This window comes from Cupriavidus sp. GW822-FHT02D05 (assembly GCF_058802485.1).
The window spans coordinates 1-25,539 of sequence record NZ_JBXAOE010000046.1 but is presented as its reverse complement, the minus strand read 5'-3'; the positions used below and the strand labels follow the sequence as shown (position 1 = coordinate 25,539).

The 25,539-nt window shown below is 65.4% G+C and carries 25 protein-coding genes; 15 read left to right on the top strand and 10 right to left on the bottom strand.

Annotation, left to right across the window (positions count from 1 at the left end):
* Nucleotides 1-21 precede the first annotated feature (21 nt).
* Both AC1RQK_RS37340 and AC1RQK_RS37335 read right to left on the bottom strand, forming a co-directional pair.
* A complete protein-coding gene (locus tag AC1RQK_RS37340; protein ID WP_492814486.1) occupies nucleotides 22-2,208 on the bottom strand; it encodes a TonB-dependent siderophore receptor in 2,187 nt (728 codons plus the stop codon).
* A 215-nt stretch (nucleotides 2,209-2,423) separates the two neighbouring features.
* Nucleotides 2,424-3,593, bottom strand: coding sequence for a mandelate racemase/muconate lactonizing enzyme family protein (locus AC1RQK_RS37335; protein WP_492370914.1), 1,170 nt, complete (start codon nucleotides 3,591-3,593; stop codon nucleotides 2,424-2,426).
* 192 nt (nucleotides 3,594-3,785) lie between these two features.
* Here AC1RQK_RS37335 and AC1RQK_RS37330 point away from each other — a divergent pair, with 192 nt between their 5' ends.
* A complete protein-coding gene (locus AC1RQK_RS37330; RefSeq protein ID WP_492370915.1) occupies nucleotides 3,786-4,721 on the top strand; it encodes a LysR family transcriptional regulator in 936 nt (311 codons plus the stop codon).
* Between the two features lie 9 nt (nucleotides 4,722-4,730).
* Here AC1RQK_RS37330 and AC1RQK_RS37325 read toward each other — a convergent pair whose 3' ends face one another.
* The gene (locus AC1RQK_RS37325; RefSeq protein WP_492370916.1) at nucleotides 4,731-5,621 is read right to left on the bottom strand and encodes a LysR family transcriptional regulator; all 891 of its coding nucleotides are present in this window, start codon (nucleotides 5,619-5,621) and stop codon (nucleotides 4,731-4,733) included.
* A gap of 100 nt (nucleotides 5,622-5,721) precedes the next feature.
* On the opposite strand from AC1RQK_RS37325, the gene AC1RQK_RS37320 reads away from it, so the two are divergent.
* The 5 genes from AC1RQK_RS37320 (at nucleotide 5,722) to AC1RQK_RS37300 (ending at nucleotide 12,027) form a co-directional block, all read left to right on the top strand.
* Nucleotides 5,722-7,275, top strand: a complete 1,554-nt coding sequence (locus AC1RQK_RS37320) for an AMP-binding protein (protein WP_492814484.1) — start codon at nucleotides 5,722-5,724, stop codon at nucleotides 7,273-7,275.
* Nucleotides 7,276-7,286: 11 nt separating this feature from the next.
* The gene (locus AC1RQK_RS37315) at nucleotides 7,287-8,468 is read left to right on the top strand and encodes an acyl-CoA dehydrogenase family protein (protein ID WP_492814482.1); all 1,182 of its coding nucleotides are present in this window, start codon (nucleotides 7,287-7,289) and stop codon (nucleotides 8,466-8,468) included.
* Between the two features lie 63 nt (nucleotides 8,469-8,531).
* Nucleotides 8,532-9,515, top strand: a complete 984-nt coding sequence (locus tag AC1RQK_RS37310; RefSeq protein ID WP_492814480.1) for a Bug family tripartite tricarboxylate transporter substrate binding protein — start codon at nucleotides 8,532-8,534, stop codon at nucleotides 9,513-9,515.
* 17 nt (nucleotides 9,516-9,532) lie between these two features.
* Nucleotides 9,533-10,630: a CaiB/BaiF CoA transferase family protein gene (locus AC1RQK_RS37305; protein ID WP_492814478.1), complete on the top strand. Its 1,098-nt coding sequence runs from the start codon at nucleotides 9,533-9,535 to the stop codon at nucleotides 10,628-10,630.
* A 35-nt stretch (nucleotides 10,631-10,665) separates the two neighbouring features.
* Complete coding sequence (locus tag AC1RQK_RS37300) at nucleotides 10,666-12,027, top strand: serine hydrolase domain-containing protein (protein ID WP_183034918.1); 1,362 nt, start codon at nucleotides 10,666-10,668, stop codon at nucleotides 12,025-12,027.
* A gap of 15 nt (nucleotides 12,028-12,042) precedes the next feature.
* Here the strand turns inward: AC1RQK_RS37300 and AC1RQK_RS37295 are convergent, their stop codons facing one another.
* Nucleotides 12,043-13,035 carry a GlxA family transcriptional regulator gene (locus AC1RQK_RS37295; protein ID WP_492814476.1) on the bottom strand — a complete coding sequence of 331 codons (993 nt, stop codon included), beginning with the start codon at nucleotides 13,033-13,035 and terminating at the stop codon, nucleotides 12,043-12,045.
* A gap of 106 nt (nucleotides 13,036-13,141) precedes the next feature.
* Between AC1RQK_RS37295 and AC1RQK_RS37290 the strand changes: the two genes are divergently transcribed.
* The 5 genes from AC1RQK_RS37290 (at nucleotide 13,142) to AC1RQK_RS37270 (ending at nucleotide 15,886) form a co-directional block, all read left to right on the top strand.
* Nucleotides 13,142-13,450, top strand: coding sequence for a DUF1272 domain-containing protein (locus AC1RQK_RS37290; RefSeq protein WP_492814474.1), 309 nt, complete (start codon nucleotides 13,142-13,144; stop codon nucleotides 13,448-13,450).
* A 109-nt stretch (nucleotides 13,451-13,559) separates the two neighbouring features.
* The gene (locus AC1RQK_RS37285) at nucleotides 13,560-13,901 is read left to right on the top strand and encodes an FKBP-type peptidyl-prolyl cis-trans isomerase (protein WP_150984937.1); all 342 of its coding nucleotides are present in this window, start codon (nucleotides 13,560-13,562) and stop codon (nucleotides 13,899-13,901) included.
* A 78-nt stretch (nucleotides 13,902-13,979) separates the two neighbouring features.
* Nucleotides 13,980-15,176, top strand: a complete 1,197-nt coding sequence (gene fabV / locus AC1RQK_RS37280) for an enoyl-ACP reductase FabV (RefSeq protein WP_492814472.1) — start codon at nucleotides 13,980-13,982, stop codon at nucleotides 15,174-15,176.
* Nucleotides 15,177-15,193: 17 nt separating this feature from the next.
* Nucleotides 15,194-15,559: a glyoxalase superfamily protein gene (locus tag AC1RQK_RS37275; protein WP_441640699.1), complete on the top strand. Its 366-nt coding sequence runs from the start codon at nucleotides 15,194-15,196 to the stop codon at nucleotides 15,557-15,559.
* A 39-nt stretch (nucleotides 15,560-15,598) separates the two neighbouring features.
* Nucleotides 15,599-15,886, top strand: a complete 288-nt coding sequence (locus AC1RQK_RS37270; RefSeq protein WP_492370923.1) for a DUF6881 domain-containing protein — start codon at nucleotides 15,599-15,601, stop codon at nucleotides 15,884-15,886.
* Nucleotides 15,887-15,895: 9 nt separating this feature from the next.
* Here the strand turns inward: AC1RQK_RS37270 and AC1RQK_RS37265 are convergent, their stop codons facing one another.
* From AC1RQK_RS37265 to AC1RQK_RS37255, 3 genes are all read right to left on the bottom strand, one after another.
* Nucleotides 15,896-16,222 carry a cupin domain-containing protein gene (locus AC1RQK_RS37265; RefSeq protein WP_492370924.1) on the bottom strand — a complete coding sequence of 109 codons (327 nt, stop codon included), beginning with the start codon at nucleotides 16,220-16,222 and terminating at the stop codon, nucleotides 15,896-15,898.
* A 177-nt stretch (nucleotides 16,223-16,399) separates the two neighbouring features.
* Nucleotides 16,400-17,641 carry a glycosyltransferase gene (locus AC1RQK_RS37260; RefSeq protein WP_492814469.1) on the bottom strand — a complete coding sequence of 414 codons (1,242 nt, stop codon included), beginning with the start codon at nucleotides 17,639-17,641 and terminating at the stop codon, nucleotides 16,400-16,402.
* A complete protein-coding gene (locus tag AC1RQK_RS37255) occupies nucleotides 17,638-18,285 on the bottom strand; it encodes a TetR/AcrR family transcriptional regulator (RefSeq protein ID WP_492814527.1) in 648 nt (215 codons plus the stop codon). The genes AC1RQK_RS37260 and AC1RQK_RS37255 overlap by 4 nt, the downstream gene beginning before the upstream one ends.
* A gap of 284 nt (nucleotides 18,286-18,569) precedes the next feature.
* Here AC1RQK_RS37255 and AC1RQK_RS37250 point away from each other — a divergent pair, with 284 nt between their 5' ends.
* Nucleotides 18,570-20,279 (top strand): serine hydrolase, encoded by a 1,710-nt coding sequence (locus AC1RQK_RS37250; protein ID WP_492814467.1) that lies wholly within the window; start codon nucleotides 18,570-18,572, stop codon nucleotides 20,277-20,279.
* Nucleotides 20,280-20,377: 98 nt separating this feature from the next.
* Here AC1RQK_RS37250 and AC1RQK_RS37245 read toward each other — a convergent pair whose 3' ends face one another.
* On the bottom strand, nucleotides 20,378-21,280 hold the full coding sequence (locus AC1RQK_RS37245; RefSeq protein ID WP_492814465.1) for a LysR family transcriptional regulator: 903 nt from the start codon (nucleotides 21,278-21,280) through the stop codon (nucleotides 20,378-20,380).
* A gap of 126 nt (nucleotides 21,281-21,406) precedes the next feature.
* Between AC1RQK_RS37245 and AC1RQK_RS37240 the strand changes: the two genes are divergently transcribed.
* The 3 genes from AC1RQK_RS37240 to AC1RQK_RS37230 all read left to right on the top strand — a co-directional run bounded on the left by AC1RQK_RS37240 (nucleotide 21,407) and on the right by AC1RQK_RS37230 (nucleotide 24,365).
* Nucleotides 21,407-22,237: an oxidoreductase gene (locus tag AC1RQK_RS37240; protein WP_492814525.1), complete on the top strand. Its 831-nt coding sequence runs from the start codon at nucleotides 21,407-21,409 to the stop codon at nucleotides 22,235-22,237.
* A gap of 167 nt (nucleotides 22,238-22,404) precedes the next feature.
* Nucleotides 22,405-24,036: an FAD-dependent oxidoreductase gene (locus AC1RQK_RS37235; RefSeq protein WP_492814463.1), complete on the top strand. Its 1,632-nt coding sequence runs from the start codon at nucleotides 22,405-22,407 to the stop codon at nucleotides 24,034-24,036.
* The gene (locus AC1RQK_RS37230; RefSeq protein WP_492814461.1) at nucleotides 24,033-24,365 is read left to right on the top strand and encodes a 4Fe-4S binding protein; all 333 of its coding nucleotides are present in this window, start codon (nucleotides 24,033-24,035) and stop codon (nucleotides 24,363-24,365) included. The genes AC1RQK_RS37235 and AC1RQK_RS37230 overlap by 4 nt, the downstream gene beginning before the upstream one ends.
* 265 nt (nucleotides 24,366-24,630) lie before the next feature.
* Here AC1RQK_RS37230 and AC1RQK_RS37225 read toward each other — a convergent pair whose 3' ends face one another.
* A complete protein-coding gene (locus AC1RQK_RS37225; RefSeq protein ID WP_492814459.1) occupies nucleotides 24,631-24,981 on the bottom strand; it encodes a type II toxin-antitoxin system ChpB family toxin in 351 nt (116 codons plus the stop codon).
* Complete coding sequence (locus AC1RQK_RS37220; RefSeq protein WP_492370933.1) at nucleotides 24,975-25,226, bottom strand: AbrB/MazE/SpoVT family DNA-binding domain-containing protein; 252 nt, start codon at nucleotides 25,224-25,226, stop codon at nucleotides 24,975-24,977. Before AC1RQK_RS37220 ends, AC1RQK_RS37225 begins: the two co-directional genes overlap by 7 nt.
* Nucleotides 25,227-25,539: the final 313 nt, after the last annotated feature.

The following is a 25,539-nucleotide window of genomic DNA, read 5'->3' as shown; positions in this document are numbered from 1 at the left end:
ATGCACCGCGCCCCCATCCCCTTAGAACTGCACGGTGGCATTTGCCAGGAATGTGCGCGCCGCACTCGGCAATACAAAACCGCCGTAGGTGGTAGTCCAGTAGCGACGATCAAACACATTGTTGACCGCGGCCCGCAACGTCACCGTCTTGCCGGCGTAGCGCGTGGTGTACCTGGCGCTGAGGTCCGCGGTGGTGTACGACGGCACGTACTGGGTATTGGCCGCATTCACCCACATGGCGCCGGTGACCTTGGCGCCGGCCGCCAGCGTCAGGCCGCGCAGGAAGGGCGCGTCATACTCCACGCGGCCGCTGACGATGTAGCTGGGGGTGGCATAAATGCGCTTGCCGTTGACCGCGGGGTCGTCGATGCCGGTGGCCTTGGTGTCGAGCCAGAGCACGCCGCCCATCACCCGCCAGTCGTGCGCCACGCGTACCCAGCCGCTGGTGTCCAGCCCGGTGTAGCGCTGGGTGCCGTCCTGCACGAAGACGTTGGCCGTGTTGGTGTACTCGTAGCCGCGGTCGACGCGGAACAGCGCTACGTTGGCACCCCAGTCGCGGCGCTCGGTTTTGTAGCCGACCTCATACTGCTTGCTCTTGAGCGGGCCGTAGACCTTCGGAAAGTTGGCGTTGGTGTTGCTGGCCGAGCCGCCTTGCTCAAGCGACTCCACATAGCTGACGTAAGCGGTGGAGTCATTGTCGGTCTTGACCATCAGGGCCACGGTGGGCGAGACCGGCTTGGCGCTGTAGCTCGCCGTGACATTGGCCGAGCTGTCGAAATTGTCCTGGCTGAAATCGGTGTAGCGCAGGCCGGCCAAGACCGAGAAGCGCTGGGTGAACTGGATGGTGTCGCTGGCGTAGACGGATTTTTGCGTAATCTTGTAGTCGCGGTACGGTACATACACCAGGCCGGAAGCCTGGTTGCTCAGCAGCGTAGGATTGTAGAGATTGTTCTCGCCCAGGAAGATGCCATCGGTGGCGCCAACGCCTGCATCGTTGACGCGCACCTGGGACTGGTAGCCCACGCCGAACACCACATCGTGCTGGATGCTGCCGGTGGAAAACCTGCCCTGCACCATGCCGTCATAGGCCTGGTAGTAAAACGCCGACTTCCAGTTGTACTGGGTGTCGGAGAAGTTGCCGGCGGCATCGTTGACAAAGATGTAGCTGTCCCCGCTGAAGCGGCTCTCGCGCGCGAAGCGGTACTTGAAGCTGGTCTTCCACTTGTCGTTGATGCGGTAGTCCACGCCGGTGCCCACCGTGGTGGTCTCGGTCTCGTGGAAGCTGTAGGGCTGGACGAAGCGGCGCGAGACCTTGCTGGCATCGGCGACCGGCAGGCTGGCGTCGAACCCCAGGCCAAACAGGGTGCCGTTGGTCTTGCGCTTCCAGTACATCACGTCGGCGCTCCATGTCAGGTCCGGCGTCATGCGGAAATCCGCGGCCAGCGATACCACATCGCGACGCAGCTGCACGCCCGGATCGGCCGTGCGGCCTTCTTCATGGGCCGCGTTGAGGCGATAGCCAAAGCGCTGGTCCGGCCCGAAGCGCCCGCCCAGGTCGATCTTCTCGCTCCACACGTTGTTGGCCTGGTAGCCCACGGTGAACTGGCGCAACGGCTCGTCGGTGGGGCGCTTGACCACATAGTTGATGATGCCGCCGGGGCTGCCAAAGCCGTACATGAAGCCCGACAGGCCCTTGAGCAGCTCTACCTGCTCGAACGGTTCGAGCGGCAGGTCGGTGTTCCAGGAGACGAAGTTCTGGCCGTCCACCTTGGTGCCGTTGAGCAGGTCGATGGCCATGCCGCGCACGGCGAAGTAGGAGTTTTCGGTACGGCCGTTCTCGCCCAGGATGGACACCGCTGGATCGTACTTGAACACGTCGCTGGCGGTCTGCGCCATGCGGTCCTGGATCTCCTCGCTGCTTGCCGCCACCACCGAGAACGGCGTGTCGACAGGCTTGCGCTCACCCAGCGCCCCACCATCAATCCTCTCCACTTTGGCCGGCTCGGTCAGCCGCTCGGCCTTGACGGTGGCCACTGGCAAGGTGGCATCGGCTTGCGTGGCAGCCGGCGTGGCGGTCTGCGCCAGGCTGGTGGCCGGCAGCGTGGCGAACGCGACGGTCAGGCCAAATACAGCGCTGGCAATCGGCGAAAGGCGGGGCATTGCCTGGCATGCGGCGGCGCGCAGCGGCAAGCGGCGGTGATTGAACATCGGCGGAAACGTCCTTGGGAAGGTTGGGTCTGGCGGGAACCTGGGCTGCAGTGTGGTGCGAAGCGCCAAGCCATTCTCAAACACGAATACGAATGAAAATGAGAATGGTTCGCTTTTTTATCATAAAGCAGGATGCCAGCTCAACGACCGTAAGAAATTTCCCAAGGATTTGTATTCTGTACGCAACATAGGCCGGCAAGCCGGCCTATGGACTGTCACCCGCCCGCCAGTGCCCGCATGGCGCGATACAGGTCGGCCTTGCCTTCGAAGCCGATGCCCGGCAGGTCCGGCATGGTGATGTAGCCGTTATCGACCGTCACGCCATCGGGAAAGCCGCCATAGGGCTGGAACAGGTCCGGATAGGACTCGTTGCCGCCAAGGCCGAGCCCGGCCGCGATATTGAGCGACATCTGGTGGCCGCCATGTGGAATGCAGCGCGTGCGCGACCAGCCGTGCTCAAACAGCATGTCCAGCGTGCGCAGGTACTCCACCAGGCCGTAGCTCAGCGCGCAGTCGAACTGCAGCCAGTCCCGGTCCGGACGCATGCCGCCATAGCGGATCAGGTTGCGCGCGTCCTGCATGGAGAACAGGTCCTCGCCCGTTGCCATCGGCTTGTCGTAGTAGTTGCGCAGCGTGGCCTGCAGCTCGAAATCGAGCGGATCGCCCGGCTCCTCGTACCAGAACAGATCGTATTGCGAGAGGGCTTTCGCATACCGTATCGCGGTGTCCAGGTCGAAGCGCCCGTTGGCATCCACCGCGAGTTTCTGGCCATCCTGCAGCACGCTGAGAATCGAATCGATGCGGCGCAGGTCCTCGTCGAGCGAGGCGCCGCCGATCTTCTTCTTGACCACCGTATAGCCGCGATCGATATAGCTGCGCATCTCGTCCTTGAGCTTGCCGTGGTCCTGGCCCGGGTAGTAGTAGCCGCCCGCCGCGTAGACGAAGATCTTGCGCTCCGGCTTGCCATCGCCGTAGCGCTCGGCCAGCAACTGGAACAGCGGCTTGCCCTCGATCTTTGCCACCGCATCCCACACCGCCATGTCGATGGTGCCGATCGCCACCGAGCGCTCGCCGTGGCCGCCTGGCTTCTCGTTGGCGAACATCGCCGCCCAGATCTTGTGGGGATCGAGGTTGGTGCCGTTGTCGTCGATCAGGGTTGCGGGGTCAGCCTCGAGCACGCGCGGGATGAAACGCTCGCGCATCAGCAGCCCCTGCCCGTAGCGGCCATTGGAATTGAAGCCATAGCCAATGACGGGCTTGCCGTCCCGGATGACGTCGGTCACCACGGCGACGACGCTCAGCGTCATCTTGCTGAAGTCGATATAGGCGTTGCGGATCGGCGAGCTGATGGGCACCGTCTTCTCGCGAATTTCCACGATGTTCATTGGAGCGTCTCCTGGAGCGTGGCACGCGGTGCGTGCGCTGAGTGGTAGGAAGGCTCCAGCGTAGCGAGGCGGCGCATGGCTGAGTTTCGCCAGAACGCATTTCACTATTCACCTATGGTTAATACTGGTGCGGCTCCGGGCGGCAATAACCCGCTTAAAATCCACCGGGACACCCATCACTCTTCTCCATCAGTGAAAACCGATATCACCTCGGACCTCGAGTTCTTTGTGCTGATTGCGAGACACGGCAATCTCTCGGCCGCCGCGCGGGCGCTGAACCTGACGCCACCGGCAGCCACCAAGCGGCTCGCGCTAATGGAAGAACGGCTTGGCGCGCGGCTGGTGAACCGCACCACCCGCAGCACCAGCCTGACGCGCGAGGGCGAGATTTACCTTGTGCATGCCACGCAGATCCTTGCCCAGCTGCGCGAGATGGAGGATGCCATTTCCAGCAGCCGCGCCGAGCCACGCGGGCTGCTTCGCATCAACGCCACGCTCGGCTTCGGCCGGACGACCATCGCCCCGCTCGTCTCCGAATTCGCCAGGCGCTACCCGTTCGTGGAGGTGCAGTTCGAAGTCACCGACAAGGCAATCGATCTCGTGGAGAGCGGCTTCGACCTCGCAATCCGCTTTGGCGCCCTGCCGGACGGCCGCCTCAACGCGCGTCGCATCATGTCGAACCGGCGCTTCCTGTGCGCGTCACCCGCCTACCTTGACCGGCATGGCACCCCGGCGAGCCTGGCCGAGCTGGCCAATCACCGCTGCATCATCCACCGCCAGAACGACGACGCACATGGCATATGGCGCTTCATGGCAGGGACCCAAGGCGAGATGGTCAGGGTACATGGCACGCTGTCGAGCAACGATGGCGACATCGTCCTGGGCTGGGCGCTCGACGGGCATGGGATTTTGATGCGCTCCGAGTGGGATCTGGCCAAGTACCTGGAGAGCGGGCGCTTGCGGCTGGTGCTGCCCGACGCCGCCCTGCCCCCGGCCGACCTGTTCGTCTATTATCCGGGCCAGCGCGACCAGACCACGCGGGCGCGCGCGTTCATCGATTTCCTGGTCGACCATTTCCGTGCCCCTTTCACCCCGGTGGCCCCGGCGGCCCCAGGCGGTGGCGCATAGCCGGGCAGGTCAGGCGCCTTGCTCGCGCACCAGCGCCGTCATGCGCTGCGCGAGCGGCGAGAGATAGGCGCCGGCCCGGGTGATCACGCCTACGCGCCGGCGCAGGTCCAGTTCTTCAAGCCCCAGGTCGAGCGGGTGCAGCCCGGTCGTCACCGCATTGGAGTTCGTGCCCGATATGCTCAGCATCTGCGTGCCGCGCATCAGGTCGAAGAGCGAGGAGCTGCCAAAATCGGTCTCGATGCGCAGGTTCGGGGCGGCCAGCCCCTGCTTGCGGAACGCCGCGTCGACCTGCTGGCGCAAGATGATATGCGGCCCGGGCAGCAGCCAGTCCTGACCCACCAGATCCGCAAGGGTCAGCTTGCGGCGGCGCTGCAGCGGGTGCGCTTCATCGGCCACCACCACCAGCCGGTCGTCGAACAGTGCCTCCACCGCGAACTCGCTCGCGCGCTCCCTCGGTGTGGGGGCGATGGCAAGGTCCAGCTCGCCCGCCAGCAGCAGCTCCATGAGGTCCCGCGCCAGCAGCCGGCGCAGCCGCAGCCGGGCAACGGGCCGCTCCCGCAGCAGCTGACGGCAGGCGTCCAGCACCAGGGCATTGGGGATCGAAGGCGAATAGCCCAGGCGCAACATGCCCTGCTCGCCGGTGCGGATGCCTTGCATCTCCTTGAGCGCGTCGTCGAACTCCAGCCGGATGCGGCGCGCCCGCACCATGAATTGCATGCCCGCCTGCGTCGGGGTCATGCCATGGGCCGTGCGCTCGAACAAGGGCAGGCCAATCTGCGCTTCCACACGCTGCACCGCCTTGGTCAGGGCCGGCTGGCTGATGCCCAGCGACTCCGCGGCGCGGCCGATGCCGCCATGCGCATCCACGGCCAGCACGTATTCAAGATCTCTCGTCTCCATCGCGACATTCCCGTTGGTTATGTCTTTATAGCCGGTACGGCATTGTAGTGATGTCTCGCATCTTACAGACTACGGCGAAGAACCATCAAGGAGACAACCCATGGGATTCGCTTTCTTCCTGCGCCGCGCGGCGCGCTATTGGGGGGATCACGCTGCCGTGCTTTACAACGACCGCGTGCTGACCTATCGCGAGCTGGACGAGCGCTCGAACCGCCTCGCCAATGCACTGCTGGCCCTCGGCCTCACCCGGGGCGATCGCGTGGCGATTCAATCACGCAACCGCCCCGAGCTTGTCGAGATCGAGTGCGCCCTGTACAAGGCCGGGCTCGTCAAGGCCGCGCTCAATCCGCGCTTCACGGCGGCAGAGGCATCGGATGTGGCCGAGAACTGCGCGCCGCGCATCCTGTTTGCCGGCCCCGGATATACCGGCTACTCGCCGGAAACCGCGGGATTTGGATCCGTGCAAACGTTCATCGCGATTGGCAAACCCGCGCACGGCTATGGCGATTACGAGGCCCTGCTCGCAGGCGCGAGCCCTGCGCCGCTCGACATCGCGCCGCAGCCCGACGACCTCGCCGTCCTGCATTTTTCCTCGGGTTCCACGGGCAAGATCAAGGCCGCCATGCAAAGCTATGGCAACCGCCTGGCAGCGTTGCGCAAGATGCTGCAGAGCATGGACAAGCCGGCACGGCCCGGTGACCGCCTGGCACTGATCGGGCCCATCACCCACGCCTCCGGCATGCTGATGCAGCCGTATCTGTACACCGGCGCAACGTTGGTGCTGTTCGACAAGTTCGAGCCCGCGCATTTCCTGGCGGAGGTGGCCAGACTGCGCCTCACCCATGTGTTCATGGTGCCGGCCATGATCAATATGCTGCTGACCGAGCCAACCCTGGCCAGCGCGGACCTGAGCAGCCTCAAGACCCTGGCCTACGGCGCCGCGCCGATGGCGCCCGCGCGCATCCGCGAGGCGTGGGAGCGCATCGGCCCCATCCTGTCGCAAGGCTATGGCGCGAGCGAGTCCACCTCCGGCGTGACCCGCCTCTCCACAGCCGATCATGCCGACGCACTGGCGCACCGGCCCGAGCGGCTGGCCTCCTGCGGGCGGGCGCTTGGCGAAACGGAGGTCCGCGTGGTCGACGAACAGGGCCAGGAAGTGGCCGGCGACGACATCGGCGAACTGGTGATCCGCGGCGAGGATGTCTTCCATGGGTACTGGGGCGAGCCGGAGCTGACGCGCGAAGTGCTGGTGGACGGATGGCTGCGTACCGGCGACCTGGCCCGGGTGGATGAAGAAGGCTACATCTACCTGGTCGACCGCAAGAAAGACATGATCATCTCCGGCGGCTTCAATGTGTATCCGACCGAGGTCGAGGCCGCGCTTTACCAGCATCCGGACGTGATGGAAGCCTGCGTGATCAGCGTGCCCGACGACACCTGGGGCGAAAGCGTCAAGGCCGTGGTCGCCCTCAGGCCCGGCCGGCAAGGCACTGCGGAAGACCTCATCGCGCACTGCCGCGCGCGCATTGCCGATTACAAGTCGCCGCGAACCATCGACTTCGTCACCGAACTGCCCAAGAACGCGAGCGGGAAGCTCGCTCGCAAACTGGTGCGCGAGCCGTATTGGCAAGGCGTATCCCGTCGTGTGAATTAAGGAGAAGCGCCATGTTCGACAACCTGACCAATCCCGTGCTGGTCGAGACCCGCGCCAGCATCCAGCGCTACATCCATGAGGAACTGCTGCCGCTGGAGCGCGAGCTGGGCCTGGGGTCCGAAGATGCCTGGCCGCGCGATGTGCTGCGCGGCGTGTGGCGCCGCTCCAGCGAACTGGGGCTCTATGCCGCCTGCCTGCCCGTCGAGCTCGGTGGCAAGGGGCTGAACATCGCCGAGCAATGCGCGCTGAAGGCAGACCTTGCCGCCAGCGGCGCAGTGCTGGCGCCGCACGTGCTTGGCGACCTGGGCGGCCCGCCGCGCGTGGGCAATATGCTCAAGTACGCTACGCCGGACCAGCTTGTGCGCTACTTCCAACCCGTCATCCGGGGCGAGAAGTCCACCTGCTTCGCCCTGACCGAGCCGCATTCCGGCTCGGATGCCCAGAGCATCTCCACCACGGCCGTGGTGGACGGCGATGACCTCGTCATCAACGGCCGCAAGCACTACATCAGCGGCGCGCCGTTTGCCGACTTTGCCATCGTCATGTGCGTCACCGACGCCACTGCGTCCCCCCCAGCCATCACGGCCGTGCTGATCGACCTGGACCTGCCCGGCGTCAAGGTCAGCACCGAGTACGTGCCGATGTCGGGCCAGCATATCGATGGGGACATCGAGTTCGTCAATGTGCGGGTGCCGCGCGCCAATATCTTTGGCGGCGAAGGCAACGGCTTCAAGCTCGGCATGTCGCGCATCAACGTCAACCGGCTGCTGCACTGCCCCACCATGCTGGGCCTGGCCACCAAGGCCTATGCGTCCTCGCTGGAGTACGCCGGCCAGCGCCGCCAGTTCGGCGGGCCCATTGCGCGCTTCCAGGCCATCCAGCACATGCTGGCGGACATGGCCGCCGCGCTGTGGGCTTGCGAGAGCATGATCGCGCAAACCGCCGCGCTGGCGGACAGTGGCGCGGATCTTCGGGTGAAGGCCGCGGCATGCAAGCTGTTCATCTCCGAGCGCTGCTTCGAGGTAGCCGACAAAGCCGTACAGATCCACGGCAATGTGGGCGTGACGCGAGGACATCCGGTGGAGCAGGCTTTCCGCAAGCTGCGCATGTTCCGGATTTTCACCGGCACCAGCGAGATCCAGCGCAATACCATCGCCCGCGCGATTCTCGAACCCATGCAGGCGAAAGCCTGAGCCGGCAGCGGTTGATCAGACCGACGCAGGCAAACTGCGCAGCCAAGAACTGGAGACACCTCTATGAAACGCCGAACCTGGCTCGCCACCGCGGGCGCTGCCGCACTTAGCAGCATGCTCACGCCGGTGCGCGCCGCCGCGCCCTATCCCAATCGTCCCGTGCGCCTGATCGTCCCGTTCCTGGCGGGCAGCGCGCCGGATAACATCGCACGCACGCTGTCGGCCGAACTGGGCCGCACGCTTGGCCAGCCGCTGGTCGTTGAGAACATGCCCGGCGCGGGCGGCGTGATCGGCGCGAGCGCCTTGAAGCGCGCCGCCGCGGACGGCTACACGCTGGGCATTCTCGCGAACACGCATGTGATCAACGTGCATCTGTACCGAAACATGCCGTACGATCCCGCGCACGATTTCACCGCCATCGCGGCGATTTCCGGCGGCCCTACCGCGCTCATCGTGCCTGCGGACGCGCCATACAAGACCGCCGGCGACCTGATCGCCGCGCTCAAGCGCGCGCCCGGCAAGCTCAACTACGGCTCGGGCGGCAAAGGCAGCATCGCGCATCTGGCGGTGGAGGCCTTGCTGCACCAGACGGGCACCGATGCCGTGCACATCCCCTACAAGGGCGCGACGGAGATCATCACCGCCATGCTCAGCGGCCAGACCCAGTTCGGCATGCCTGTGCTGGGCACGGCGACCCAGTACCTGCGCAATGGCCAGGTGCGGGCACTGGCGGTGTCGTCATCCACACGCTCCGTCTATTTCCCGGAGGTGCCGACGCTTGCCGAGGTCCTGCCCCCCGGCCTGGTGCTGGACAACTGGAGCGGCCTGTTCGCGCCCGCGCACCTGCCCGCCGAACTCACCCAGCGGCTCTTTGCCGCGGTCACGGAGCTGCAGGCCAGCGGGCGCCTGGATGCGCAGTTGAAGGCCAACGCGGGGGAATTGCGCCGCAGTGCTTCGCCGTCGCAGTTCAACGGCATGGTGGCTGCGGATACCGCCCGCTACGGCAAGCTGATCCACTCGATCGGCATGAACGGCGACGTCAGCTAAAGTACCGGGAGCCGGCAATGAAACCCGAGTGGTCCTGCCTGAAGGACGTCAAGATCATCGATCTCAGCCAGCTCCTGCCCGGCCCGCACGCCACGACCCTGCTCATGCAACTGGGTGCGGACGTGATCAAGGTGGAGCAGCCGGGCACGGGCGACACCGCCCGCCAGCTCGGGCCTGCCGTGTTCGCGCAGTTCAATCGCGGCAAGCAATCCGTCGCGCTCGACCTGAAATCCGACGAGGGCCGCGCGGCATTCCTGCGCCTGGTGACCGAGGCGGACGCCGTGGTCGAAGGCTTCCGGCCCGGCGTGATGCAGCGCCTTGGCCTGGGCTATGACGCACTCGCGCAAGTGAACCCGGCCATCGTGCTGTGTTCCGTGTCCGGGTTCGGCCAGACCGGCCCGTATGCGGACCATGCCGGCCATGACCTGAACTATCTCGCGCTGGCAGGTTACTGGTCCGTGCCGGTGCAGGTGGACGACAAGGTGTCCCGGCCGCGCGTGCGCGTTTCCGACTACGCGGCCTCGGGCTATGCAGCGCTGGCGCTGGCCGTGGCGGTCATGAGCGCGCGGCAGCATGGACGTGGCCAGCATCTTGATGTATCGATCCATGATGCCATCCTGTCGTGGACCGCGCATGGCGCCTGGGCCGCGCGCGGGTACGAGGATCGCCCGCACGAATCGCCAACCGTCATGCCGGACAACGATATCTTCGAGACCAGCGATGGCCGCCATCTCGCCATGGGCATCCTGGAAAACAAGTTCTGGCTCAACCTGTGCGAGGCGATCGGTGCGGACTTTCCAGCGCTGCTCGATGCCCGGTTCACGTCGCGGCCCGGCCGCCAGCAGCACAAGCCGGAAGTGAACGGCCTGCTCAACGGGATCTTCCGGTCGCGGTCCCTTGCGCACTGGACGGAAGTCTTCGCGCCCTTCGACCTGCCGTTCTCTCCCGCGCTCAGCGCGCAGGAGCTATTCGCGGACCCGCACGTCAAGGCGCGAAACATGGTGCGCGAGGTGCCCGCGGAGAACGCCGTCGCGCTGAGCTTCCCGGTCAAGTTTTCCCTTGGGCTGCCAGCAAGCGACGATCACGTTCCCGCGCTTGGCGAACACAACGGGTAGCAATTCAGGCCAAACGATAGAACATGGAGACAGGCATGCATCCTGGAAGCAGGCATGGCGCCAGCGCGGCGCGTTACGGCGCATCGATCGCCATCGCCGCGATGCTCGCATCCGCATCCCCCCTGGCTGGCGCGCAAACGCCAAACCCGCCCGAGACCACCGACCCGGTCAGGCTTGGCATCATGCAGGGCTTTCCACCCGCGCCGGACAAGCGCGTGACCAAGGCGAACGCGTTCCAGCTCCCCAACCTGCGATGGGCGTTCCGCCATGCGCGGGAGACCTCGCCCACCGCCGGCATCACGCGCGCCGCGTCGCCGCACGCGTTGCCGGCTGCGCCGGTTGCGCGCCTTGACGATGTGACGTTCGACCTCGAGGGGCAACAGGTCAAATTGTCGAGCTACCTGCACGATACGTACACCGACGGCTTTATCGTCCTGCACAAGGGACAAGTCATCTACGAGCGCTACTTCGATTCCTTTGGTCCCCGGCAGCCTCATATCTGGGCTTCGATGACCAAGTCGATCACCGGCTTGCTTGCCGCCATGCTGATCGACGAAGGCAAGCTGGACCCCAACGCGAAGCTGGCCAGCTACGTGCCGGAGCTGGCCGGCAACCCGTTCGGCGAAGCCACGATCCAGAAGAACCTGGACATGGAGGTGGCCGTCAGCTACCCGGCAAGCCTGCCGCCCGATCTGGGCCTGTTTGGCGCCGTTGGCCTGATTGCGCGCCGCGACGGCGCGCCCGACAATATCTACGACTTCCTGAAGGCCGCCCAGGTCCCGCAGCCAGCTGCCGGGACCAATGTCTGGTACTACCAGAACGGTTCCCCGGAGGCACTTGCCTGGGCGCTGCGCAGGATCACCGGCCAATCGTGGAGCGAGCTGGTTGCGCAGCGCATCTGGTCCCGCTTTGCCGAGGACGATGCCTATATCCAGGTCGACCAGCTCGGCACGGAAATGGCCAGTGGCGGCATGAACAGCACGCTGCGCGATGCTGCCCGCTTTGCCGAAGCGATTCGCAAGGCCAGCTCGGGCGAGAACCCGGGCGCTATCGCCGGCAAAGCCGTTCGCCTCGCGCTGAAGCCCAATGACAACCAGGCGCTGTTTGCCACCGGGAACCTGGCAGCCGGCAGAGCCAACTACGCCTACCGCGACTACTGGTACCAGGTCAACGATGGCGACGGATCGATCGAGGCAAGCGGGCGCTTTGGCCAGAAGATCTACATCAACCCGAAGAAGGCGCTGACCATCGTCAAGTTCTCGTCGAGCCCCGACACCGCGCCGCGGCCCACCAGCGCCAACGCCACGTCCGCCGGCTCGACCCAGCGCCGGCCGGCCGAATCTCCGGCGGCATTCGCCAACGCCGTCAAGGCACTCTATGCGGCGATCCCGCATTAGGCGCCGCTGAAGCGTTCAAGCCTGTGACCGCCAGCGCGACGGCGGCACGGCCTCTTCCTGCCGCCACGCGGCGCGCAACGCCTGCGGGCTGGCAAAGCCGCAGCGCTGCGCAACCAGCTCGACTGCCCAGTCGCTGTCCTTCAGCAACCTGCGTGCCAGATCCAGCCGCAATTGCTGCTGGTACTGCTTGAGCGTGACGCCGCACTCCTGCTGGAACAGCCGCGCCAGATGCCGATAGCTCAGCGCGAAGCGGCCGGCCAGCTCGCTGTACGACAATTCGCAGGCAGGCTGCCTGGTCAGGAAATCCTGCACGGCGTGGATGACCGGATGATGATGATCGCGGTAGCGCAGCTGCGCATCGAGCGCCGGATCCTGGCCCAGCCTGCGGAACGGCACGACGTTCTCGCGCGCGACCTGGATCGCGGCCGGGGCACCGAACGCGTGCCGGATAAGGTGCAGCGCGAGGTCGATGCCCGCCGTCACACCGGCCGAGGTGATCAGCGCGCCATCTTCGACCAGCACCCGGCCGGCCAGCACCCGGGCGTGCGGATGGCGTTGCTGCAACCGCGCCAGGTGCTCGTGGTGGGTCGTGCAGCTGCGCCCGTCGAGCAGGCCGGCCGCGCCAAGCAGGAATGCCCCGGTGCAGACGCTGGCCAGCGTCACCTCGCCAAGGCGGGACTGCACCACGGCCTGGAGCCAGTCAACGATCTTCCGGTACTCCGGCGTGGACAGCGCGCTGAGCTCGAGCTTGAAACCAACCACGATCACCACGTCGCCGGGCGCCAGCCGTGCCGGCAAGGCCTGTACCCCGCTCAAGGCTAGGCCTTGAAAGCTTGTCAGCGCCTGCAGCGGCCCGACACAGTGAAGCGCCAGTGGCGAGATCCCGAGCGCGGCCACGGAGCCCAGCACCTGCATCGGCCCGCCAAGATCCAGCATGTGCACCTGCGGCGGCAGCACAAGGAAGATGCGCTTCATCGTTGCCCCCGATCGTTCGTCTTCGGATGGCATGATTTTTATCATACCTGTCATATTTTCGAATTGCCGCGATATTCCCTTGTGATTAGTATGGCAGGGAATTTACTGATATGACATGCCATAGCGGAGGAGACTGAACATGCTGGAACTCAGGCCAAGCTGCGAGCATTGCAACGAGGCGCTTCCGCCGGCGTCGCTGGAAGCGCGCATCTGTAGCTATGAATGCACATTCTGCGCGTCATGCGTGGACGATGTCCTGGGCAATGTCTGCCCAAATTGTGGGGGCGGCTTCATGCCAAGGCCGATCCGGCCGGCGCGCAACTGGAAGGGCAACAACTTCCTGGGCAACGATCCGGCGAGCACGAAAACCAAGCACCGGCCGGTGGATCCGGCCACGCATGCGCAGTTTGCAGCCGCCATTCGCGGGCTTCCTCCCGAGCAGCGATAGCCGGCCCGATTGCAGAAATCCGCCCGCGCCCCTTCTGGTGGCACTGCCACGGGATGTAAACTCTGCTTCCTCGGTCAATGCACCCATGACCATGAAAGAAGAGCAGCGGATGAGCAACGAACTACAGGTTGAAGACATGCAACTCGGCGACGGCAAGGCCGTGGTCAAAGGCGCCTTGATCACCACCCAGTACAGCGGCTACCTGGAGGACGGCACCAGGTTCGACTCTTCCTACGATCGCGGCAAGCCCTTCCAGTGCGTGATCGGCACCGGGCGCGTGATCAAGGGCTGGGACCTGGGGCTGATGGGCATGAAAGTCGGCGGCAAGCGCAAGCTCCATGTGCCAGCTCACCTTGCCTATGGCGAACGCCAGGTCGGCGCCCATATCAAACCGAACTCGAACCTGGTCTTCGAGATCGAGTTGCTGGAGGTGCTGACGCGGGACGATTGATACAGGCGGCAATGCAAGCTGGCGCATGCCGCAGGCCAGGGTTCCATTACAATCCACCAAAATTGCAAGGAACCCACCATGATCATCGGACCCCGCGTGCGCGGCTTTATGTGTGTCACCGCCCACCCCGCCGGCTGCGAAGCCAACGTCAACCAGCAGATCGCCTATGTGAAAGCGAACGGCCCGGTTGCCAACGGACCCAAGAAGGTCCTCGTCATCGGCGCCTCCACGGGCTATGGGCTTGCCGCTCGCATCACGGCAACGTTCGGCTGCGGCGCCGACACGCTCGGCGTGTTCTTCGAACGCGCCGGCACCGAGAGCAAGCCTGGCACCGCAGGCTGGTACAACACGGCGGCGTTTCACAAGGCGGCAACGGCCGAAGGCCGCTATGCCATGAGCATCAATGGCGACGGCTTTTCCGACGAGATCAAGCAGCAAACCATCGACATCATCAAGCGTGATCTTGGCCAGGTCGACCTGGTCGTCTACAGCCTTGCTGCGCCGCGGCGAAAGCACCCGAAGACGGGGGAAATCTTCAATTCCACGCTCAAGCCCATTGGCAAGGAAATCCGGCAGCGCGGCCTGGACACCGACAAAGAGGTGATCAAGGAAATCGCCCTGCAACCGGCAACGCAGGAAGAGATCGATCACACGGTCGCCGTGATGGGCGGCGAAGACTGGCAAATGTGGATCGACGCCCTGCTCGCCGCCGGCGTGCTCGCCAACAACGCAAAGACCACGGCGTTCACCTACCTGGGCGAGAAGGTCACCCACGACATCTACTGGAACGGCTCCATCGGCGCCGCCAAGAAAGACCTGGACCAGAAGGTGCTGGACCTGCGCGGCAAGCTGGCCGCCACCGGCGGCGACGCCCGCGTCGCGGTGCTCAAGGCCGTGGTGACCCAGGCCAGCTCCGCCATCCCGGTGATGCCCCTGTACCTGTCGCTGCTGTTCAAGGTCATGAAGGAAACCGGCACCCACGAAGGCTGCATCGAGCAGGTCTACTCGCTCTACCAGGACTGCCTGTACAGCCAGTCGCCACGCCAGGATACGGAAGGCCGCCTGCGCACGGATGAGAAGGAACTCAGCCCGGATGTCCAGGCCCGCGTGACGCAGTTGTGGGACCAGGTCACCAACGACAATATCTACGCGCTCACCGATTTTGCGGGCTACAAGGCGGAGTTCCTGCGCCTGTTCGGGTTCGGCATCGACGGCGTGGACTATGCGGCCGACGTCAATCCTGCCGTGGAGATTCCCAACCTGGTCGAAGCGTAAGCCGCGGGCACAATGCCATGAACCTGTCCCCCGCCATCCCCATCATCCGGATCTTCTCGGTCGAGAAGGCCAAGGAATTCTATCTAGACTATCTTGGCTTTTCCCTCGATTGGGAGCATCGTTTCGGTGAGGAATTTCCGCTCTACGCCCAGGTGAGGCGATCCGGCCTGACGCTGCACCTGAGCGAGCACCATGGAGACGCCACGCCAGGTTCAACGGTGTTCGTCCCCGTGGAGGACATCGATGCCCTGCATCGCGAACTGGATGCCAGGCAGTATCGCTATGCAAAACCGGGCATCGACGTGGTGGGCTGGGGACGGCAGTTGCAAGTCGCGGATCCGTTTGGCAACCGCCTGCGGTTCTGCGAGCTATCCAAGGACTAGGTTTTTGTTTGGCGACACGCGGCTTGAGGGGAGACCCAGATGGAATACATCGACGTCATCTGGCGGCACGAGCTTCCCTCCGAGCCGGTTCGGCTCGTGTCGGAGCTTGACGGCGAGCGCTTCGAAACCCGGAAGCTGGAATTCTTCCGGGATGGAACCGTAGGTTTCGCGTGCGCCGATGCGGCCACCGGGAGCACGAACCTCGGGCTGGTACCCGTGCCGGCGCTGGCCGAGATCAACGCAGACCCGGAGTTCGACGGCGCAACGATGGCGCCGGAGGATTTTGAAGTCCTCTGGTTATTGCACGCGCGCCCGGCCAGGCATTGAGCGTTTGCGCTAGAGCAGCACCAGCGTCACCAGCAGCGACGCGTTGCTGATCGCCGTCACGTCGTGCATCACGTTGGACTCCAGATAGATCAGGTCGCCCTGGCGCAACAGCCGGTGCGCCCCCTCCACGCCGATATCGACCTCCCCTTCCAGGCACTGCACCGTGATGGGCCCGGCTACCGCATGGGCCGGCATATGCTTGCCGGCGGTCAGCACCAGGCGCATGACCTCCAGGCGGCTTTCCTTGAAGAAGGCGGTCGTGGGCGTCTTGCTGAGACGCTCGCCTAGCGGCAGCACGCTGGCCACCTGGCCGGAAGCTAGATGAGGCAGGGACATGGGCGGCTCCTCTGGTGTGAACGGCGTGAGCGACGTGAGCGATGTGGGGCGTGGCGGGCACTTCAGTGCGAAGCGCCTCGCTCCGGACAATCCATTCTAGTCGTGCCCGCCAGCGATCCGGAAATTAGCGGACACGGAAAAACCCCGATACCTGGCCACCCGCGGACCCCAGTAACATCAGGTGCCATCCCGCATCATGGCCTCGATGGCCGAGACCGCATCGGCCAGGCCGTTTTCGCCCGCCATCCTGGCGCCGAGCTCGCGCGCCCGCGAACGGGCCTCGGCGCCTTGAGCGAACGCGATGGCGCGCGCGAGTGCCGAAGCTTGCAGGTGCTTTCCGTTCACGGCTTCACCGGCGACGCCCGCCAGCCTGAGCCGGTCCGCCCAGAAGAACTGGTCACCCGCGAACGGCACCACCACCGATGGCACGCCCGCCCGCGCGGCGCAATGGGTCGTGCCGGAGCCGCCGTGATGGACAACGAGCGATGTCCGGGGAAACAGCCAGTCGTGCGGCGTGTCGCCAACCACATGCACATTCGCCGGCAGCCCGGCGGTGTCCACCCCGCTCCACCCGGGATAGAACAGCGCCCGCCGTCCTGCGCACGCCGTGATCACGGCGTCCAGCATCTTCTGCCGGTCAAACCCGGCCATGCTCCCGAAACCGAAGTACATCGGCGGCTCCCCCGCGGCGAGGAAATCCGCAAGCGGCTGCGGCGCGGTCCAGTCCGGTGACGGCGCGATCCATTGGCCGCAGACACGCGCATTGCCCGGCCAGTCCGCCGGCCCGGGCAACAGGCTGGGCGAAACCCCGTATAGCATCGGATGCCGGGTCCACAGCTGCCGCCGCGGCGGCAGCCCGCATACGGCCGCGCGCGCGGCATTGGTCTGCTTGCGAAACGCCCGCCACAGCATCCCGTTGACGAAGTGGTGGCTCGTGCGATTCAGCCAGCCCGGCAGCCGCGCCTGCGCCAGGAACGGCGAGGCGAAGCCCGCCGTCGGCGTGATCGGGATCAGCCCGGTGCCGATCGCCCTCACGCCCAGATGCTCGGCAGCCGACAAGCCGGCAAAAGCCGCCAGGCCCGAGACCAGGATGGCATCGCAGCCTTCGCCCGCCGCCGCCACGATCTCCCGCAGCCATGCCTCGGCATTGGCATTGGCAATGCGCGCCAGCGCGCTCGCCGTGCTGGTGAAGCCGCGATTGCGCGCCACCACGCCGGCGATCGCAAGCTCCGGCTGCAACGCGCCCTTGATGTCCCCCGCCAGCGCGGTTGTCGGAACACCAAGGACCTTGGCCGTGCCAAGCGTTGCGTCGTCGGCAAGTAGCCGAGCCTGGTGGCCAGCATCCATCAATGCGCGGCACAGTGCAGCCAGCGGGCGGGCGTCGCCCTCCGTGCCGTAGGTTGCGACGATGAATTTCACGGTGTCTTGCGGCTCCTTGCACGCGGCGCCAGCGGTCGGGCGCTTCCCTCCACGAACAGTGTCACCACCACCGCTAACTCCTCGCGCAGCGTGCGCCCCGGCAAGGTCAGCCAGCGCATCAGCGCGCCGAGATAGAGGTGATGGAAGAGCGACGCCAGATGCGCCGCATCGAGATCGTCCCGCAGTTCACCCGAGCGCTGGCCCAGGGCGATCAGCAGCCCGAACACATCGGTCATGTCGCTGGCCTGCACGGCCTCGTCCGGCGGTGGCGCAGCTTCCAGGCTGAGGAAACGAAAGCGAAGGTAGGGCGAAAGGTAGGCGCGATGCGCCTCGCACCAGGCGGCCGAGGCATCGAGCAGCAGCGAGATCGCCGGCCGGAAGCCTGCCTGCTGTTCGACCTCGGGCTGCAGATGCGCCAGATCGGCGGCCAATTGCATGTGGATCCAGTGCGCCAGCACGGATTCCTTGGTTGGGAAATGGTTGTAGAGCGTTCCCTTGGCAACGTCGGCCCCGGTCGCGATCTGCTCCATCGTCACGGCGTCATACCCCTGCGCCTCGAACAGGCCCATGGCGGTCCGGGCAAGGAGATCCAGCGTTTGCGCGCGCTTTCGGGCGCGGCGGCCCGGCATGTCGGGGGCGGCCATCTCATCCATATAAATGAACGATGAATATTATTGAACGACGTTCAAAATATCGTAGCGCGATCCTGGCGGTAAATCAATCCGGCCGGGAACCGTGCGGGATTGCGCTGCGGCCTGCCCGTCGCGCGGCCACAACACACCCTCCTTGGTGGCGATAGCAGATTGCTGGGGCGGTGCTAACGTCTGGCGCACGCTGCGATTCCCGCTGGCGATCCGGCGCGCAACGCGCAACGCAAGCCGCGCCGACTTCCAGTAAGCCGCCGTTGCAGAGACAAGGACCCCGCACCATGCTCAGTGATTTCGATGATCTCGTTCAGGCGTCGATGCAAGAATGGAAGGTGCCGGGCCTTGCGCTCGCCGTGATCCGGGGTGGTGAAACGGTGCTGGTAAAAGGTTATGGCGTGCGCGACACGCAAGCGCCGGCGCCCGTGACGGCGGACACCCAGTTCCTGCTGTGCTCGCTCACCAAGTCTTTCACCACCGCCGGGCTTGGCCTGCTGGTGGACGAGCGCAAGCTCGACTGGACCCGGCCCGTGCGCGATTACATACCGGAGTTTCGGCTGCACGATGCGGTTGCGACCGAGCGCGTGACCGTGCGGGACTTGCTTTGCCATCACAGCGGCGTCCCGCGCCACGACTGGATCCACTCGCCGGGCGACCTGTCCATGGCGCAGATCCTGGCGGCCTTGCGCCATCTGGAGCCGAGCCGGGACGTGCGCGAGGCCTACCAGTACCAGAACCTGGGGTATCTCGTGGCCGGGCATATCGCGGAGCGCATCAGCGGGCAGCGCTGGGAGGATTTCACCACCGAGCGCCTGCTCCGTGCGCTGGGCTTCGCGCACTTCGGGCTATCCATCGAAGCGCTCGCCGCCGCGCCGAACCATGCGCATCCGCACATCATGCAAGGCGACGAAAGCCAGCGTGCAATGCTGACACCTATCCGGGCTCTTCCCGCCGGCGGGCTCAATGCCTGCGTGTCGGACCTGGCGAAGTGGATGCGCTTGCTGATCGATGAAGGCTCCGTGGATGGCAAGCCGCTGCTGTCGGCAGACATCATCCGGCAAATGATGACCCCGCGCGTGCACGTGGGCCGCTCCGTGTTCAAAGAGGTGGGTGAGTTCCACTACGGGCTCGGCCTGTCGCTGGAACACTATCGCGGCGAACGGAAGGTCTCCCACACCGGCAGCTGGGTCGGCTGGGCCAACTCAATGGCGATGCTGCCGGAACGCCGGATCGGCGTCGCGGTGCTGACCAATCGCGCCCCAAGTGCCGTCACCGAACTGCTGACCTACACCGCGCTCGATCAGCTTTGCGGCCACAAGCCGATCGACTGGTTCGACCGGTTCCGCACCATGCGCCGCCAGGCGCTTGCCCAGCAGAAGGTCGACCAGCAGGCGCGCAGCGAATTGCGCCGGACCGGCACCGCGCCGAGCCATCCGCTTGACGACTATGCGGGCGAGTACGAACACCCGGCTTACGGGCGGATCGGCATCACCAAAGAGAACAACGCTCTGGCATGGCGCTGGCGCGGCATGTCGGGCCAGCTCGAACACCGCCACTACGATGTGTTCACCACCCCCGACAAGCCGGCCGAGATCCATCCCGACAATCTCGCACTGAGCTTCGGCTATGACCGGGAAGGCAACATCGACCGGATCTGCGCGCCTTTGGAGCCGATGGTGGCGGATATCGTATTTCGCCGCGCGGCAGGCGGCGACGTGCTCGACCCGGCGTTCCGCGCCCTCTGCGCTGGCAGCTTCATGCACAGCGTGCAGGAGATCAGCGTCACGCTCGATGCGGCGGGCCAGCTATCGCTGCGCATCGGCGGGCAGCAGAGTTGGCCATTGCGGCCATTTGACGGGCGGACCTTTGACCTGGAAGGCCTCCAGGGGTATCGGGTCGCGTTTCGCCGTCCCTCGCCAGACATCGTGGACGCGGTCATCTTCTACCAGCCGGATGGCACCTTCCTGGCACTGCGGCAGGCTATGTCAGCGTAAATCGCATCACGGCCGCGAGCCAGCGCCCTTGTCCATTGCCGCCCGCACCGCATGGCAATGCCAGTAACGCTGGCCTGGCACTGATGGCGGCGTTCCCGTTACCTGCTATCCGCCAGCGCCATCCTGGCAAAATCGATAAAGACGCGCAGCTTCTTCGGCATCCCCGTCCGGTTGTAGTAGTAGAGGTAGAGCCCCGTGCGCGGTATCCACGCGTCCAGCACGTTCACCAGCGCGCCAGCCCGCAAATGCGGCTCGGCGTTACGGTATTGCAGGTAGGCAAAGCCGAACCCGTCCAGGGCGGACTGCAGCAGCAAGCCGTTGTCATTGGTCGCGATGCGCCCGGCCACGGCGATCTGCATGGATTCACCGGCTTTCTCGAACTCCCAGCGATACAACGCGCCGGTATCGGCGCTCCTGTAGTTCACGCATTGATGCTTGAGCAGATCTCGCGGGTGCCGTGGCTTTGCCTTGTCTTTCAGGTACGCCGGAGACGCGACCACGCAAAAGCGCATCTGCGTGACGAGTGGCACGATCACCATGTCCTCGCCCAGCACATTGTCGTAGCGGATGCCGGCATCGAAACCCTTGCCGACAATGTCCACCAGGCTGTTATCCGCAATGACCTCGACATTGATGTCGGGGTAGGCCGTCAGGAACGCTTTCAGGATGGGCTGGATCACCAGCGGGATGGCGCTCGGGGGCACGTTCAGGCGCAGCGTGCCCATTGACTCGCTGGAGGATCTGGAAGCATCGCGCATGGCGAGCTCGAGTTCCTGCAGGAGCGGCGAGATCCTCGTCAGGAACCGCGCTCCGGCCTCCGTCAGGCTGACGCTGCGCGTCGTCCGGTTAAGCAGGCGGGCTCCCAGGCGCTCTTCGATGCGCCTGACCGTATAGCTGACGGACGTCACCGGGATACCCAGCGCGCGCGCGGCGGCGCTGAAGCTTTGCTCCTGCGCTACGCGGGCAAAGACCGAAAGGGCCTGGAATTCAGCTGGATTCATTATGCAAATTTATTGCAAAGTCCTTGCCGATTATCTTCCTTCTTCACAGGGTCGGCAACGTCCATACTCCGTTGTACCGAGCCGCCGAGGACGGCGGCTCCCCCTGACGATTCTCCTGGAGAAATGATGAAAACCTGGTTCATTACGGGCGTAAGCACGGGTTTTGGGCGCGCGCTGGCCGAGGTCGCGATCGCGCAGGGCGACAAGGTCGCCGGCACGCTGCGCCAGCAAGCGCAGCGCGCGGCCTTCTCCGCGATGTCCCCGGGGCAGTCTTTCGGCTACGTGCTCGACGTGCGGTCCGGCCCGGACATCCCGCGCGTGGTCGCGCAGATCGAGCGCGAGGTTGGCCCGATCGACGTGCTGGTCAACAACGCGGGGTACGGTTACGAGGGCAGCATCGAGGAAGCCACGCCCACGGACATCCGTGCGCAGTTCGACGTGAATGTGTTCGGCGCGATCGGCGTGATCCAGGCCGTGCTGCCCTTCATGCGCGAGCGGCGCAGCGGCCACATCCTGAACGTCACGTCGATGGGCGGCCTCATGACGTTTCCCGGCGTGGGCATCTACAACGCAAGCAAGTTCGCGCTGGAAGGCATCAACGAGGCACTTTCCAAGGAAGTGCGTCCCTTCGGCATCAAGGTGACCGCGATCGAGCCAGGCGCCTTTCGCACGGACTGGGCAGGCCGCTCCCTGCAACGCACGGTGCGCACGATCGAGGACTACGCGGCAACGCTGGAACCGCTGAGCGCCGCGCGTGCGGCAAGATCCGGCAAGCAGCCGGGAGATCCCCGCAAGGCCGCGCAGGCGATCCTCAAGGTGGTAGCGTCGGACCGGCCGCCGGTGCATCTTCTGCTGGGCACCGATGCGCTCGGCTTCGTTCGCGAGAAGCTCAAGGCATTGCAGGATGAAATCAACCAGTGGGAAGCGCTGACCGTCAGTACTGACCTTACCGATTGAACTCGTTGCCACCGGCACGCATTGCCGCGCTCGCCGCCGCTGCGGCGAGCGCATATGGATTGCACCAAAGCTTCGTTGCGCGGCCCGCGCCAGTTGGCTACTGTCATTCGATCATTCGATATGCCCATTGCCAATTGCCAATTTCCACTGCCGGGAGGAATCGCCGCATGCCATCCATCGGAACCGAGTACCGCGCCAGGACGCCCGCGCCACAGACCGATGTGCTGGTCATCGGCGGCGGCCCTGCCGGCACCTGGGCAGCCATTGCCGCTGCCGAAAGCGGCGCGCGCGTCGTGCTGGCCGACAAGGGTTTCTGCGGCACCTCGGGCGCGACGGCGGCAGCCGGCACCGCCATCTGGCACGTTGCACCTGACCCTGCCGCGCGCGCGGCGGCCAAGGCCAGCCGCTACACACTTGGCGGCGAACTGGCCGAGCCGGCCTGGATGGACCGGGTGCTGGACCGCACCTACGCGGGACTCGAACAACTTGCCGAATGGGGCTACCCATTTCCGCAAGACGCCTCCGGCCAGGCGCAGCGCATCTCCCTGCAAGGGCCGGAGTACATGCGGCTGATGCGCCGGCGCGCCAAGGCGGCGGGCGTGCGCATTCTCGACCACAGCCCGGCGCTGGCCCTGCTGGTGGATGCCGGCGGCGCGGTGCGCGGCGCACGGGGCCTGCACCGCCAGCCCCGCGCGGACCAGCCGGGCGAGTGGACGCTGCGCGCCAGCGCGGTGGTGATCGCCACCGGGGGCTGCGCCTTCCTCAGCCGCGCACTGGGCTGCAACGTGCTGACCGGCGACGGTTACCTGATGGCGGCCCAGGCCGGCGCCGACCTGTCCGGCATGGAGTTCTCCAATGCGTATGGCCTTGGGCCCGCGTTCTCGTCGGTGACCAAATCGCTGTTCTACCAATGGGCGACCTTCTATGACGCACGAGGCCAGGTGCTGGAAGGCGCGGGCTCCGCGCAGGGCCGCAGCGTGATTGCCCGCACGCTGCAAACGCAAGCGGTGTACGCACGGCTGGACCGCGCGGACGTCAAGGTGCGTGCGTGGATGCGCAGCGCCCAGCCAAACTATTTCCTGCCCTTCGACCGCCTTGGCGTCGACCCCTTCACGCAACGCTTCCCGGTGACCTTGCGGCTGGAAGGCACGGTGCGCGGCACCGGCGGCCTGCGCATCCTGGACGCGCAATGCGCCACCAGCGTGCCCGGCCTGTACGCAGCCGGCGACGCCGCCACGCGCGAGCTGATCTGCGGCGGCTTTACCGGCGGCGGCAGCCACAACGCCGCATGGGCGATGTCGTCCGGCTGGTGGGCCGGCCAGGGTGCGGCCGCCTTCGCGCAGGATGCGCGCCTCACCGCCGGGCAAACCCTGTACAGCGCCGGCTACGGCAACCCGGCGCACGTGCAGGCGACCCCGGCCGAGCCCGACGCACCGGCACTCGTCAGCGCCGTGCAAGCCGAAGTGTTTCCCTACGCGCGCAACTGGTTCCGCCATGGCGAGGCGCTCACCGATTCACTGGCGCGACTCGATGCGCTGTGGCGGCAATGGGGCGACGCCGCTGCGCTACCCGGCGCAGAGCATGCCTTGCGCACACGCGAGGCCATCGCCATGCTCGCCACCGCGCGCTGGATGTACCGCAGCGCGCTGGCGCGCACCGAGACGCGCGGCATGCACCGGCGCATCGATCATCCGGGCCAGGATGCAAGCCAGCGCCACCGGGTGATCAGCGGCGGGCTGGACGAGGTCTGGACCGCGCGCGAGAACATCGCTGGCACCACCTGGAAGGCAGCCGCATGATCGAACTGCTCAACAGCACGCGCTGCACCGGCTGCAATATCTGTGTGCGCGTATGCCCCACCAATGTCTTCGCCATCGTGCCCGGACAGCCGCCAGCGATCGCGCGCCAGCAGGACTGCCAGACCTGCTTCATGTGCGAGCTGTACTGCCCCGAAGACGCACTCTTCGTGGCGCCGCTGGCCGACGCCTGTCAGCCGGCGGACAACGCAGCCACCGCGCAGCCCCGCCACGCCGGCAGCTACCGCGCAGCAATAGGCTGGGGCAGCGGCCGCACATCCACCGCCGCGCAGGACGGCAGCCACGCGCTGCTTGGACTGGTCCGGCGCTAGCAAACCAGGGATGAGCCAGGGAATGCCATGAAAGACCTGATCGACTGGATCACCGCCATCGCCACCGTCGCGCTGGTGTACGCGGCGCTGCGCTATCCGCTCTATCCGCCACGCTTTGGCGCCACGGATGAGGACAAAGACCTTTAGCACTCGGGCGCGAGTTGCGTCAGGAAGGCCATTACGGATTGCAAGCTGATGGATTCAATGCGTCCTTGTTTGGGGAAGTTGATACCAAGTTGGCGCTCGCGCCGATGTCCTCTCCCAATCAGTCCAAGATCGTTTGCAAACGGGCCAGCGCGTCGTCTACCACTTCGGCCGGCGCCCGCTCGACCTTCCTTGCGCCACGCGCTTCAAGATCCAGCGTGCGAACCATGTTCACCAGTGCGACCCCCTGGGTCTCGGTACCGGAACCGGACAGCGGCACGGCGAAGCCGGCGAAACGGGCGAAGTCCCCCCCCTGCGTGATCGGTGCAACCAGCGCGACGCCGAGCGCGTTGAACGCGGCGGGTGACAGCACAAGCGCAGGGCGGAAATCACCCTGCTGTTCGCGGCCCGCAGTCGGGTTCAGGTTCACCCGCACGATGTCACCCCGATCAAACTTGACGCGCCTCACCATGCTTCACGTCCGACCGGCTCGAGGTTGTTCCACGAGGTCAGATCTGCGGGCAGCGGCGCATTGGGATCGCACTGCGCAACCAGCTCATCAAGCGCATACCTGTGCCGCGCCGGCTTGAGCATGATCCCCTCTGGGCGCACGTCGACGGCGAGCTTGTCGCCCAGAGCAACCTTGAGTTGTTCAAGCAACGTAGCGGGCAAACGCACAGCCGCGCTGTTGCCCCACTTCTGAATCGACAGTTCCATAACAGGCTCCGTTAGCGTATATCCATTGTAGATACGCCAGCCTCGGACGTCAAATCCTGTATCTACATCGTAGATACGGCTTGTTCAGGGTTGCTTGAAGCATCGGACCGCGCTACATGCGCCTGTCCATAGCCGCGCCCTAATGGCACCCCCACCGCCGAAGCGGTGTCCGCACCGCGCTGCGCCGCCTGCCCATAAATTCAAAAATATTGAACAATCCATCCGGATAAGGCTAATCTAACGCGCCGATGACTCTCCTATAGTTCGTTACATGGACGGCGCGCACAAACAAAGCAACGTTCTGGCAGTCGCA